Origin of the sequence: Romboutsia sedimentorum (genome assembly GCF_030131845.1) — a bacterium.
In the GTDB taxonomy this organism is placed as follows: domain Bacteria; phylum Bacillota; class Clostridia; order Peptostreptococcales; family Peptostreptococcaceae; genus Romboutsia_D; species Romboutsia_D sedimentorum.
This window is the reverse complement of the sequence record NZ_JASKYM010000011.1, coordinates 27,441-40,851: the sequence shown is the minus strand read 5'-3', so window position 1 is coordinate 40,851 and position 13,411 is coordinate 27,441. Positions and strand designations below refer to the sequence as shown.

14 protein-coding genes are annotated in these 13,411 nt (G+C 28.0%); all 14 read right to left on the bottom strand.

The window, feature by feature from the left end; translation table 11 throughout:
* Positions 1-10: 10 nt before the first annotated feature.
* Complete coding sequence (locus tag QOZ84_RS14685) at positions 11-292, bottom strand: FtsB family cell division protein (protein WP_284133687.1); 282 nt, start codon at positions 290-292, stop codon at positions 11-13.
* Between the two features lie 5 nt (positions 293-297).
* Positions 298-792 (bottom strand): spore cortex biosynthesis protein YabQ, encoded by a 495-nt coding sequence (gene yabQ, locus QOZ84_RS16635; RefSeq protein ID WP_284133686.1) that lies wholly within the window; start codon positions 790-792, stop codon positions 298-300.
* The gene (locus QOZ84_RS14675) at positions 793-1,047 is read right to left on the bottom strand and encodes a YabP/YqfC family sporulation protein (protein ID WP_284133685.1); all 255 of its coding nucleotides are present in this window, start codon (positions 1,045-1,047) and stop codon (positions 793-795) included. It abuts the gene before it with no gap.
* Between the two features lie 62 nt (positions 1,048-1,109).
* Complete coding sequence (locus tag QOZ84_RS14670; protein ID WP_284133684.1) at positions 1,110-1,352, bottom strand: RNA-binding S4 domain-containing protein; 243 nt, start codon at positions 1,350-1,352, stop codon at positions 1,110-1,112.
* Between the two features lie 104 nt (positions 1,353-1,456).
* On the bottom strand, positions 1,457-1,735 hold the full coding sequence (locus QOZ84_RS14665; protein ID WP_026902377.1) for an HU family DNA-binding protein: 279 nt from the start codon (positions 1,733-1,735) through the stop codon (positions 1,457-1,459).
* Positions 1,736-1,810: 75 nt separating this feature from the next.
* Complete coding sequence (yabN, locus tag QOZ84_RS14660) at positions 1,811-3,265, bottom strand: bifunctional methyltransferase/pyrophosphohydrolase YabN (RefSeq protein WP_284133683.1); 1,455 nt, start codon at positions 3,263-3,265, stop codon at positions 1,811-1,813.
* A 116-nt stretch (positions 3,266-3,381) separates the two neighbouring features.
* Entirely contained in the window at positions 3,382-4,992 is a 1,611-nt protein-coding gene (locus QOZ84_RS14655) for a putative polysaccharide biosynthesis protein (protein WP_284133682.1), read from the bottom strand.
* Positions 4,993-5,112: 120 nt separating this feature from the next.
* On the bottom strand, positions 5,113-5,652 hold the full coding sequence (locus QOZ84_RS14650) for a stage V sporulation T C-terminal domain-containing protein (protein ID WP_284133681.1): 540 nt from the start codon (positions 5,650-5,652) through the stop codon (positions 5,113-5,115).
* Positions 5,653-5,778: 126 nt separating this feature from the next.
* Positions 5,779-6,780, bottom strand: coding sequence for a peptidylprolyl isomerase (locus tag QOZ84_RS14645; RefSeq protein WP_284133680.1), 1,002 nt, complete (start codon positions 6,778-6,780; stop codon positions 5,779-5,781).
* A gap of 29 nt (positions 6,781-6,809) precedes the next feature.
* Entirely contained in the window at positions 6,810-10,196 is a 3,387-nt protein-coding gene (gene mfd / locus QOZ84_RS14640; RefSeq protein WP_284133679.1) for a transcription-repair coupling factor, read from the bottom strand.
* Positions 10,197-10,213: 17 nt separating this feature from the next.
* A complete protein-coding gene (pth, locus tag QOZ84_RS14635; protein WP_026902383.1) occupies positions 10,214-10,774 on the bottom strand; it encodes an aminoacyl-tRNA hydrolase in 561 nt (186 codons plus the stop codon).
* Between the two features lie 12 nt (positions 10,775-10,786).
* Positions 10,787-11,416 carry a prepilin peptidase gene (locus QOZ84_RS14630; RefSeq protein WP_284133678.1) on the bottom strand — a complete coding sequence of 210 codons (630 nt, stop codon included), beginning with the start codon at positions 11,414-11,416 and terminating at the stop codon, positions 10,787-10,789.
* A 60-nt stretch (positions 11,417-11,476) separates the two neighbouring features.
* Positions 11,477-12,253 (bottom strand): prepilin peptidase, encoded by a 777-nt coding sequence (locus QOZ84_RS14625; protein ID WP_284133677.1) that lies wholly within the window; start codon positions 12,251-12,253, stop codon positions 11,477-11,479.
* Between the two features lies 1 nt (position 12,254).
* Positions 12,255-13,316 (bottom strand): type IV pilus twitching motility protein PilT, encoded by a 1,062-nt coding sequence (locus QOZ84_RS14620; protein ID WP_284133676.1) that lies wholly within the window; start codon positions 13,314-13,316, stop codon positions 12,255-12,257.
* Positions 13,317-13,411: the final 95 nt, after the last annotated feature.

Sequence of the window (13,411 nt, the reverse complement as noted above, 5' to 3'; positions counted from 1 at the left end):
GGTAACTTAGTTACCTTCTTTGTATATCAAAATATATTATCTCATCTGGCTTAACCATATTTAATCGGTTTCTTGCATCAGTTTCTAAGTCATGAGTACTTTCTACTTTTTTTAATTTTTTTATTTCTAATTTAGTCTCATCTATTTCTTTATTTATATTTGCTATTTCTAATCTATAGTCTTTTACTTTTGTTATTTGAAATATAAATCCCCCAATTAAGCTAAATCCCATAAAAATAAAGAAAATACTTATAACTAAGAATTGACCTGAAAATTTTTTTCTTAAGTTCATCTCATCTACACCCTTTTTTTTATTTTCAATTTACCTAAAGATTTTCTTTTTATAAATTTTCTACTAGCTAAGAAAATATTAGGTATATAGAATATAATATCAAATATAAAGTGTAATGAGTAGATTATAACGTAATACAAATTATTCGAAATACTGACTATGTATTTTATTGTTTTCTTGAATAAATTTGTTATTAAAGAAATAATTTTATTCATTATTGTTAAAATAAACTTACTTATGGTGTTGTAATATAAGATAAAACCAATAAATAATGCCACAAAATGATAATATCTTAATTCAAAAGATTCTATAGCATTTATTGTTATGAATATTATTATAGTAGTTAAAGACCAAAACAATGCATCAAAAAAGAAAGAACAATATTTCATAAATTTAAAATTAGCTTTAAATGCTCTATGAATATCAAACAACAAACCTATAATTATTCCACCATAAATAGTTGCATAAAAGAAAGTTATATCTTGAGTAAATGGGATCATTTACTTAAACACCTTCTTAAAGAAACTTTCTTGTGGCTTTCTTTCTTTTGAATACACAATAGAGTTTATAGTTCCCTCTATGCTTATAATATTTTCATCCAAACTTAGTTTGCTCATATCTAGGCTTTCACCTTCTATTACCATCTCACCTGCACAAGTTCTTACCTCTACTTTTTTATCGCTAAAAGAATAGATATGTTCTATTCCCGAAATAATTAAATTTGACCTATCCTTTAACGTTATGTTATGTTCCATAATATCCCCCCAGTAAATATTTCTATCAATACTACTATAAATATACTGAAGAGTTCTTAAATTTATTCTATTATCTCGTACATTTCTTTTGCATCATTTTTTAGTACATGCTCTCTTATTTCATTTATTCTTATTTTCATAACTTTTTCACCAAAAGTTATTTCTAATAAATCGCCTATTTTAACTTCTGATGAAGACTTAGCTACATTTCCATTGATTACTACTATTCCTTTATCGCAAGCCTCTTTAGCAACGGTTCTTCTCTTTATAACCCTCGATACTTTTAAAAATTTATCTAGTCTCATTTTATCCTCCCTATTATCTACTTTACTAAAAAAATTTAACTATATTTTTTAATCTTTATATAGAAAAAGTGTGGTATATTATCCCACACTTTTTTATTTAAAAATTATGCATTTATTATATCTTTAAGACCTTTTCCAGCTTTGAAAACTGGAGCTTTAGAAGCTGGTATTTCTATAACTTCTTCTGGGTTTCTTGGGTTTCTACCTTGTCTAGCAGCTCTTTCTCTTGTTTCAAATGTTCCAAATCCAACTAATTGAACTTTTTCTCCTGATACTAATGCTTCTTCTACAGATTTCATGAAAGCATTTAATGCAGCTTCTGATTCTTTCTTTGTTAATTCACTCTTTTCTGCTATCTTTGATACTAATTCAGCTTTGTTCACGATAATACCTCCTATAAATGTTTATAAAATAGAATTCTAATTTTTTCAGTAAAAATTCTAGTTTTTTACATGTTTTTATAATTTATTTTCTTTTGCTTTGTTCCAAAGTTCGTCCTTTTCTTGTAGTGTCATTTTTTCAAAATTTCTATTAAGTTTTTTGGCACTTTGTTCCATAAATTCAAATCTATTTACAAATTTATGGTTTGTACAGTTTAGGGCTTCCTCTGAATCTATTTTTAAGAATCTAGCTAAATTTACTATAGAAAACAATAAATCGCCGAGTTCTTCCTTTATGTATTTTATATTTCCTTCTTCACATTCGTCAAGTAATTCTTTATATTCTTCGGTAATTTTTTTAAATACATCCTCTATATTATCCCAATCAAACCCTACAAGTGCCGCCTTGTGTTGAATTTTTTCTGCTTTTATAAGCGCTGGTAAATATTTTGGTATTCTCTTTAATCCATCAGTTATAGAACTTTCGCCTTTTTCTTCTTGCTTTAATTCTTCCCATGTTTTTTCAAATGTATCCATGTCTATTTTAGCATTGTTAAATACATGAGGATGTCTATATATAAGTTTTTTGCATATTCCACTAACTACTTCTTTAAAATCAAAATAGCCTTCTTCTTGACCTATTTGGCAGTGGAATATAACTTGTAGAAGAATATCACCTAGCTCCTCTATCATTTCATCTATATCATCATTATCAATAGCTTGGCAAAGCTCATAGGCTTCTTCTATAAGATATTTTTTAAGAGATTCATGAGTTTGTTTTTTATCCCAATCACATCCAAATGGACTTCTTAACGTATTCATTATTTTTTCTAGGTCATATACAGTATTATACACACTTTTAGTACTTTTTGGTATATATAAGCTACTTAAATAATCAAATAAATTTTCACATCTATCAAGATCTTGCAATTGTACATATTTCTTACTCTCTAGATTCTTGACACCTGCTCCATTCACTATACATACTTCTTGATCATAATCATAATATTCCATTAACTTCAGCTTTATATTCGATGCTATAAAACGGTCATATATTTGTGTTATTATCATACTCGTATTTGTATCTATAAATGAATTCTCTATCTCAAAAGCATCAACTAACTTGAATCCATCAGCTGGGTCAATTGCTAGATAATTAAACATAGCATCTACAAAGCTCATAGAAGCTATAGTTTCTACTTCTATGTTCTTTTCCTTTGCTAGTGACTCTATTATACTTACAGTCTTTTCTGCAACTCTTGGATGTCCTGGAACTGCATATACTAAATCGCCCTCTTTAGATAATTCTACAATGAATTCAGAAATTTTGCTATATACATTTTCAAAATTTTCTTCTTTATCATAAAAATAATCTAGAGAAGTGTATTGTATAGTTTCTTTAAGCTTGTCCACAGTTGGATGTTTTTCAGTTCTTAAAAATATTCTTGAACTTGATTGTAGTGCTTCTAATGCACCCTGACTGATAAGAGAGTAATCTCCTGGTCCAAGTCCTACAATGCTTATTTTACCCATGATACCACTCCTCTTACTTTTTATCAATTATTAGTCATTTAATAAATATTTTAATGCAAATAAAGGTAATTAGCTATTTATAAGTATTTCCTTTATTTGCATATATATTCTCTTTACTATCTCATAAGATTAAATTTTTTAAGCAATTTATAAATTTTTTCACCTTTTGGCATAGTTAATACTTCATCTCTTCTAATTCCACCTATGAATATGATTACTAATCCATAAACAGCTGCTCCTACACATATTGCAACAACTGTAGCTATTTTACTACCTATTATTCCTGCAAACAGTGCATAGCTTAATTTAACAGCTATAAACATAGTTATAACAGATATTAATGGCTTTATAATAAATTCTTTAGGTGAGAATCTTATATTCATAGCTTTTTTTACATAAACAATTTCAATAAGAGCTGCAACTAAGTAAGCTGTTACTGTCCCAAGTGCAGAACCAAAAACATTTATTTCTGGTATTCCAGTTAATGTATAACTTATTATTATTTTAAATACCATACCTATAGATAAAGCTATAACTGGTATCATAGGTTTACCCATTCCTTGAAGTACACCATTCATAGTTTGCATTAATCCTAAGAATACAACACAAGGTGTAAGCACAAACAGTATTGTACCTACTGTTGATGGTTCATTAGGATATAAAAGGCTCATTATAGGCGTTGCTAATGACGCAATACCAAACGCTGCTGGTAAAACCATTAATAGAGTAACTTTTATAGCACTCTTAGTATCTTTTCTTGCTTTAGCTTTATTACCCACAGCATATGATTCTGATATAGAAGGCACTAAACTCATACTCATCGCTATAGTTATAACTGATGGTAAATTTATTATCGCCATCGCCATGCCTGTTAATTGTCCAAACATTGATAAAGCTTGGTCTGATGTAAATCCAGCTTCTGTTAATCTTCTAATAACTATCATGCTGTCTATCATACCTACTAAAGGCATAACTGATGCACCTATTGTTATAGGTATCGCAACTACTAATAATTTCTTTAATATTCTACCAACAGTTTCATCTTTAAAATGTTGGCTCGCTTTTTTCTCGGCTTTACGTTGTTTTCTTTCACCAATATATATCGTTACTAAATAAATTGTAGATGCTATAGAACCCACAGTAGCTCCTGCTATAGCTCCTGCTGCTCCTAATTCCGATCCATAACTATTCATTAAAAAATATGCTAATCCTAAACCTAATATAACTCTAAAAAATTGCTCACTTATCTGAGATATTGCAATTTTAGTCATTTCTTTTTTACCTTGGAAATATCCTCTATAAGAAGACATCATTGGCACAAATAAAAGCGCCGGAGCAATTGCTAACATTGCATAATATGCATCTGGATTATGCATTGATTGTACTATGTATTTAGCTCCAAAGAAGAATATACAAAATGCTACTAATCCTGTAATAAATAAAACAGTATATGATATTTTGAATATTTTATGTACTCCCTTGTAATCACCAATTGCATTTTTTTCAGAAACTAACTTAGCAAGTGCAGTCGGAAAACCTGCTGTTGCTAAAGTTAAAAACAAGGTATACACAGGGTATACTGCTTGATAATATCCCATTCCTTTTGATCCAATTAGATTTCCAAGAGGTATTCTAAAAAATGCACCCATTATTTTTACTATTATACCTGCCATTCCAAGTATAAGAGCACCTTTTAAAAACGAGTCTTTATTCTTGTTATTATTCATAACTAACCTCCATTTGATTTATATAACAAACTTTAATATATCATATATTCAATGGTATGTTCAATATATTACTACAAAATGTAAAAAGACCCTAAATTTAGGGCCTTGGATTTAAAACAATTATTGAACTTGTTTTCCTAGGAAGTTTGCTGCTATTTTTAATATTTTTTCTTCTGCTTCCTCTATGTTTTCTGACTCTTTTGATACTAGTATTATAGAACCTATACAATCACCTGATGCACTTATTATTGGCATTATTATTTGTTTTGAATATTCCATAGCATCATCTTTATATATAGGTAATAATTTACTATCTTTAAAATGCTTTATTTCTCTGTTTTCTATTAATGCTTCTAACTCGTCGCTTATACTTTTTTCTTTGTAATCTTTCTTAGATAATTTAGAAACTGTTATTATTGAATCTAAGTCTGTTACTGCTACTCCACATCCTAAAATTTCTCCTAAAGTTTCTGTATATTCTTGGGAAAATTCATTTAATTCTCCTATTGGTGAATATTTTTTAAGAATTACTTCTCCATCTTTAGCTGTAAATATTTCAAGTGGATCTCCTTCTCTAATTCTTAAAGTTTTTCTTATTTCTTTAGGAATAACAACTCTTCCTAGATCATCTATTCTTCTAACTATCCCTGTCGCTCTCATATATAATTTATCCCTCCATTAGTAACTTTAGGATTATTTTTACCAATGATAAGAAAAATATGCAAAAAAAGCTATGTATTAGTTAAAATAACTTTTTTTGCATATTTAATGGACTTTATTTTATTTTTATAATTTTATTTTCTTTATAGCATCTTCATTTTTTTCTACCTTAGCTTCACTTGAAAGTTTCTTTATTTGTTGTTCAAGTTTAGTACTTAATAAAGTAGTTTTTATTGAATCTTTAACTTTTTCATAAGGTACTTGCTCGTTTACTTTATCTGTAAGCTTTATTATATGATATCCATATTGAGACTCTACTATGTCAGATATTTGACCAACTTTTAAAGAATATGCTGCTTTTTCAAATTCTGGAACCATTTTACCTTTTCCAAAGAATCCTAAATCCCCACCTTTGCTTGCAGATCCATCATCAGAATATTTTTTTGCTAACTCTGCAAATTCTTCTCCTGCTTTAGCCTTTTTAAGTGCTTCTTCTGCTTTCTTTTTAGCTTCTTTTTTCTTAGCCTCAGGAACAGGTTTATTATTTTTATCTACTGTAGATATTAATATGTGTGATGCTTTAACTTCATCTTTATAATATTCTTTTTTATGTTCTTCATAATATTTTTTCATTTCGTCATCTGAAATTTTTGTAGTTTTTTCAAAATTACTTTTATAATTTTGAAGAACTAAATCTTGTTCTTGTTGATTTTTTAAATATTCATCATCTATTCCTATTTTTTCTAAATTCTTTTTATATTCTGCATCAGAATCAATATTTTTCTTTAATTCTTTAAATTTTTTGTCTACTTCTTCTTTAGAAGGAATTAAATTTTCTTTTTTAGCTTGGTCGTATATAACTTGTGCATCTATTATTTGTTGAACCATCATATCTTTAAATTTATCTTTATATTTTACTCCTTTTTCTACTTCTGTATCCCAAATTTCTGGACCATACATAGACTCTACTGATTGCTTATATAAACCTAACGTTTTTTCATAATAACTAGAAGTTATTTCTTTTCCATTTATAGTTACTACTGCTTCTTCCCCCTTTTTACTGCTCCCACAAGCAGTCATAGATAAGCCTAATAAAATAGACACGGCTACTGACATTATTTTTTTCAAAATATAAACACCCTTTCCTAATTGTTTAGTTATTTCACACTACACATTTTCTCTAGTAGTTCTTCCAATTCTACAACTATATTATACCCTATTTTTTCCTTTGTTTTGTATCTAGTTGTAGGTATTAGTAATATTTCATCCTTAAGCTGTCTAACTTTTTCTATTTTTAGCATTTTGCATAAAGTTTTTATATATGCAATTTTTAGTAGAGATTGTACAGCTTTAGGTATATCAGAGAATCTATCTTCTAATTCTTCTTGCACTTCTTTCATATCTTCTTTTGATTCTATAGAAGCTATTTTTTTATACATTTCTATTTTAATTAACTCATCATCTATATAACTATCTGGAATATATGCATTTACACTTAAGTCTATTTCTACATCTATATCATCAAGAATAACTTCACCCTTAACTTTTTTAATAGCTTCATTTAACATTTTTACATATAAATCATATCCTATAATAGCCATATGTCCATGTTGTTGAGATCCAAGTATATTTCCAGCCCCTCTTATTTCAAGGTCTCTCATGGCTATTTTAAATCCTGAACCAAATTCTGTAAATTCTCTTATGGCCTTTAATCTTTTTTCTGCTATTTCACTAAGCACCTTGTCTTTTTCATACATTAAATAAGCATAACCTTGTCTAGAACTTCTCCCTACTCTACCTCTTAATTGATAAAGTTGTGCAAGTCCCATCTTATCTGCATTATATACAATCATAGTATTAGCATTTGAAATATCCATACCAGTTTCTATTATAGTTGTACAAACTAATACGTTATATTCTTTATTTAAAAATCCTAATATTATATTTTCCAAATCTTTAGATGTCATTCTACCATGTGCCACAGCTACCCTAGCATCTGGAATTAATCGTTTTACCATGCTTGCCATTTCTTCGATATTCTCTACTCTATTATATACAAAGAATACCTGACCACCCCTAGCTAATTCTCTTTCTATCTCATCCTGTATTATACTCTCTTTACCTTCTGTAACATAAGTTATAACAGGGTGTCTTTCTTGAGGAGGTTCTTCTATAACACTCATATCTCTTATACCACTTAAAGACATATGTAGAGTTCTTGGAATAGGAGTTGCTGATAACGTAAGAACATCTACTGTTGATTTTATTTTTTTAAGTGATTCTTTGTGTCTAACTCCAAATCTTTGCTCTTCATCTATTACTACTAAACCTAAGTTAGGTATACTTATATCCTTAGATACAATTCTATGTGTACCTATTAATACATCTACTAAACCTTTTTTAGTATCTTCTATAATTTGTTTTTGTTGTTTAGGCGTTTTAAATCTGCTTAATACTTCTACTCTTATTGGATAGCTTTCAAATCTTTCCTTAAATGTATTGTAATGCTGCTGAGCCAAAATTGTGGTAGGAACTAATACTGCAACTTGCTTTTGCTCCATACAAGCCTTAAACACTGCTCTTATAGCTACCTCTGTCTTACCATATCCAACATCTCCACAGATAAGTCTATCCATTACCTTACTTGATTCCATATCTTTTTTAGTTTCTTCTATTGCCTTTAACTGATCATCAGTTTCTTGATGTGGGAATAAAGACTCAAATTCACTTTGCCATGGAGTATCTTTTTCAAACTTATATCCTTTTACCTTTTCTCTTTTTGCATAAAGCTCTATAAGGTCTTTAGTCATATCTTCTATTTCTTTTTTAACCTTAGCTTTCGCCTTTGTCCATTCACTACTACCTAATTTATTTAATTTTACTTTATCTTCTTCAACACCTATATACTTTTGAACCTTGTCCATTTGGTCTATTGGTACATATAAGTTATCTCCACCATGATAAACTATCTTCATGTAGTCCTTTTTTATAGCATTTACAGTTATTTGTTCTATACCTGTGTATCTACCAACACCGCTATTTTCATGAACAACATAGTCACCAACATTTAAATCTAAGAATGAATCAATTTTTTTCCCTTTTTTTTGTTTTTTAGATTTAGGAGTCGATGTTCTCTTATGTACACCTATCATTTCATTATCAGTTATTACTGCAAACTTTATAGATTTATACTCAAATCCGCTAGTTATACGAGCTGGAGTAATAATAATTTGAGAAGACTTTATTTCTATATTTCTACTTTGAGATATAGTACTTTCTAGTCCTAAGTCTAGTAATTCTGAATTTAATTTTTTAGCTCTATCTAAAGTATTAGTAGCTAATATTAATTTATAACCATTATATTTTAATCTATTTAATTCATCTGCTAAACTATTAGATTTAGCATTAAATGTAGGAATTTCTCTACACTCAAAATTAACTATAGACTTTACATCAAAATCATTTATAGGTTTTGGAAGTAATGTATTTAAAACCAACTTATTTTTAGACATTATAAATTCTAAATCACTATAGTGATATAATAAATTTCCTTGATCTTTAAGAGCTAATCCTCTTTCAAGATTCAACTGATAATTGTCTTTAAATTCATTTATATAATTCTCACATCGTTCCTTAACTCTACTTATATCGTTAACAAAAATTATTGCATCATCTTTTAAATATGTGAATAAACTTTTATTTTCATCTGTGTATACATAGTCAATATAATTTTCTACACCTTGGAAATACGTTTTACTTTGTATCTTGTCAATATTTGAAAATATATCTTCATTAGTATATTTAGTTGTATCACTTTTAATTCTATTGACGCTATCCTCAGTCTTTTTAGGATATATAAATTCTCTTGATGGTGTTATAGAAAATTTCTTAATCTTTTCTATAGATTTTTGAGTAAAAACATCAAAAATTCGTATAGATTCTATTTCATCATCAAACAGTTCCATACGAATAGGATTATTATATTCTAGTGAGAATATATCTATAATCCCTCCTCTAATACTAAATTGACCAAAGCCTTCGATTTTGGAAACCCTTTCATATCCTAATAATACCAATTTATCACTTAACTCTTCTATTTTAAGGTTATCACCTATTTTATATGTAAATATATTTTCTAGTAATACCTCTTTAGGTGTATATTTTTTTAATATAGCTTCAACAGATGTTACTAAAATCATATCTTTTCCTTTAGCTAATTTTAGTAATACCTTTAATTTTTTAGCTTCTTCATTTCTATCCTTTGCATCTAAATGATAAAAATAGATATCTTGGAAACCTAAATAATCTACTTTATCTTTCATATAAAAACTTAAATCATCATATGCTTTTTTAGCTTCTAAATCACTACTCGCTATAAAGACTATTTGCCTAGATAGGTCCTTGAATATAGAATAAGCGATATGAGGTTTTTGCACTGGTAAAAGCCCATTAACTAGTAATGAGCCTTTGTTATTTTGTATGCAATTTATTACATCTTTATATTCTTTTGAATTTTGCAAAGGGTATACAAAAACGTCATTCATATATAATTCCCCTCTCACTACCCGTTGTATTTGTTCATAGATATTTCTATATTTTCTCTTATTATAGTATCAACTGCACGATATGCTTTTTCAAGTCCATTTTCTAAGTCTATAGCTTCTTCTTTTCTGAATTTTGAAAGAACAAAGTCAGCTAAATCTTGTCCTGGTCTTGGCTTAGATACACCAACTCTTACTCTTGGAAAATCTGTTGAACCTAAACACTTTGTAATAGATCTCATTCCATTATGAGTTCCACCACTTCCTTTTGTTCTAATTCTTAATTTACCAACATCCAAATCGATATCATCGTACACTACTATTATATTGCTTAAGTCTACTTTATAATATTGATATATATCTATTAAAGTTTCTCCACTTAAATTCATATATGTTTGTGGTTTAACTAATAAAACTTTTTCAGACCCAATTCTACCTTCTCCAATTAAAGCCTTATGTTTTATCTTCGTCACGGATATGTCATATTCCTTTGCTAAAATATCTATAACGTTAAAACCGACGTTATGTCTTGTTTTATCGTATTGTTTTCCTGGATTTCCTAACCCTACTACTATATACATTTTTCTCCTCCTTTAATTACTTATTATGTCAAAGTATATTTTTAATATATCATAATTGGTTAACATTATTGTTATTGTTGCCAATGATATAAATGGTGCAAATGGTATTTTTCTTATTTTATAACGTTTTAATAAAAGTATATACATACAGTATATAAACCCCATAACATAAGATAAGTATATAAGATAAGTCACATAATTGTGACCTAACGCAAAACAACATAAGCCGTATAAGCCTATGTCTCCTTTTCCTAGTCCTTTTGTCACAACTGACAATATATATGGTATCATAAATCCTATAACTAATCCTAATATATGACTTAATGCATCGGTTTCTCTATTTATTGTTATTAGAAAAATTACTCCTTGGACTATTATACCACTAAGTACTGTCATATTATATATGTATATAGTATGATAATCTATTATTGAAATTATTATTATAAACGGTATTAGTGACAGATACTTTATAGATTCTACATTTAATCCATATTTATAATAAATTAACATCATTGATGATATACTTGCTAGATAAATTATTATTGTATTTATTTTGTTTTTATTTATTTCATCACATATTTTGTATAATTGCTTATTGCATATATGAGCTATTATTACTGAAGTTATTATTATATAAATCATATTTTTATAAATAATAGTAGGGTTATTTTAATTATTAACCCTACTATATATATTTAATCATTAAAATAAGTTTATGTACCAATTTATTATATTAGTTCCACATAAAACAGTTATTAATGCACCGACCGATATAAACGGTCCATAAGGTATCATAGAATCATATTTTTTCTTTTTCCTCTTACTACTTATTATGTTAAATATACCGTAAATAGCTCCAGCATATATACTTAAAAGTATTGTTAATAATCCACCCTTAATTCCTAAAAATAAACCTGTCATGGTGAATAATTTAATATCTCCTCCACCCATAACATCTTTTTTTACTACTAATTCTATTAAGTAAATTAGTAGTAACATACCTCCGCCACATACAACTGCTCCTATTAAACTTCCTTTAATTCCAATACCTTTTCCAAACATATTAAATATTAATGCAATTGTACATCCAAACACTATTAGTTCATCAGGTATTATATAATGATCTATATCTATAAAAGTTATGATTATGAGTAATGATATTAGTACTAAATAATATAATGTTATAACATTATACCCATACTCATGGTATATTAATACAAATAAAAAACCTGTTAATAACTCTACTAATGCATATCTTGATGATATTTTTTTTCCACAATATCTGCATTTACCTTTTAATAAAGTCCAACTTAATATCGGAACTAAATCTATTGATTTTAGTCTAGTATTGCAATTATAACAATGTGAAGGTGGATTAACTATTGATTTTTTTTCTGGTATTCTAAAAATACAAACATTAAAAAAACTTCCAAAAGTTACCCCCATTATAAATGATACTACTGTAAAATATACGTCCATATTAATATCTATCTCCTACCAATTTGCTAGTATATTCATAATCTGTACATCTGCTTAATACAATTTTTCTAGATATTTTACCTTGTTTATACATATTTATTAGTTCATTATCCATTGATTGCATTCCAAGTTTAGACCCTGTTTGTATTATATTAGGTATTTGATAAATTTTACCTTCTCTTATTAAATTCCTTATAGCATGATTAGGTATCATAATTTCAAGAGCTGCTACTCTAGAGCTTCCATCATAAGTAGGAAGTAATTGCTGTGATATAACTCCCTCACATACAGTAGATAACTGAGTTCTTATCTGTTGTTGTTGCTCTGATGGAAACATATCTATTATTCTATCTATTGTTTTAGCAGCTCCAACAGTATGTAGTGTAGAAAAAACTAAATGACCAGTTTCCGCTGCTGTTAGTGCAATAGATATTGTCTCTTTATCTCTCATCTCACCTATTAAAATAACATCTGGGTCTTGACGTAGTATCGCTCTTAATGCCGAGTTAAAGCTTTCAGTATCTTTCCCTATTTCTCTTTGATTTATTATACACATTTTATGCTTGTGAACATATTCTATCGGGTCTTCTAGTGTTATAATATGCTTTTGCTGATTAGTATTTATTATATCTAATATACTTGCTAATGTTGTACTTTTACCACTTCCAGTAGGCCCTGTAACCAATACTAAACCTTTATGTTTTTCGGATATTTTTTTTAATATATCTGGCAATCCTAGGCTATCAAAAGATGGTATATCAGATGCTATAGTTCTTATAGCTATTGCATATTTTTCTCTTTGCTTATATGCATTTATCCTAAATCTTTCTCCACTGTCTAAGTAAGCTGAAAAATCAGCTTCTCCATGTTCCTCTATTTTATTAAAATTTTTATCGCCAGCTAATTCTCTAGCCATGTTTTTAGTGTCTTCATCTGTCAATATATACTCTGTTAAATTTTTAAACTTCCCGCTACATCTAGCTATTGCAGGACTATCTACTGTTATATGTATATCTGATGCATTCATATCTATTGCTTTTTTTAGCAAATCAAATATATTCATTGTTTATCTCCTTACTATATTTGTTAAAATATAACTAATACTATTTTATCGTATATCTCCAGTCATTAATATCATAAGATAATTTATAATTATTT

Bases quoted from the DNA above. Each gene is read 5' to 3' on its own strand.
- QOZ84_RS14685 (WP_284133687.1), bottom strand. From the start codon at position 292: ATGAACTTAAGAAAAAAATTTTCAGGTCAATTCTTAGTTATAAGTATT.
- yabQ (WP_284133686.1), bottom strand. From the start codon at position 792: ATGATCCCATTTACTCAAGATATAACTTTCTTTTATGCAACTATTTAT.
- QOZ84_RS14675 (WP_284133685.1), bottom strand. From the start codon at position 1,047: ATGGAACATAACATAACGTTAAAGGATAGGTCAAATTTAATTATTTCG.
- QOZ84_RS14670 (WP_284133684.1), bottom strand. From the start codon at position 1,352: ATGAGACTAGATAAATTTTTAAAAGTATCGAGGGTTATAAAGAGAAGA.
- yabN (WP_284133683.1), bottom strand. From the start codon at position 3,265: ATGGGTAAAATAAGCATTGTAGGACTTGGACCAGGAGATTACTCTCTT.
- QOZ84_RS14655 (WP_284133682.1), bottom strand. From the start codon at position 4,992: ATGAATAATAACAAGAATAAAGACTCGTTTTTAAAAGGTGCTCTTATA.
- QOZ84_RS14650 (WP_284133681.1), bottom strand. From the start codon at position 5,652: ATGAGAGCGACAGGGATAGTTAGAAGAATAGATGATCTAGGAAGAGTT.
- mfd (WP_284133679.1), bottom strand. From the start codon at position 10,196: ATGAATGACGTTTTTGTATACCCTTTGCAAAATTCAAAAGAATATAAA.
- pth (WP_026902383.1), bottom strand. From the start codon at position 10,774: ATGTATATAGTAGTAGGGTTAGGAAATCCAGGAAAACAATACGATAAA.
- QOZ84_RS14630 (WP_284133678.1), bottom strand. From the start codon at position 11,416: ATGATTTATATAATAATAACTTCAGTAATAATAGCTCATATATGCAAT.
- QOZ84_RS14625 (WP_284133677.1), bottom strand. From the start codon at position 12,253: ATGGACGTATATTTTACAGTAGTATCATTTATAATGGGGGTAACTTTT.
- QOZ84_RS14620 (WP_284133676.1), bottom strand. From the start codon at position 13,316: ATGAATATATTTGATTTGCTAAAAAAAGCAATAGATATGAATGCATCA.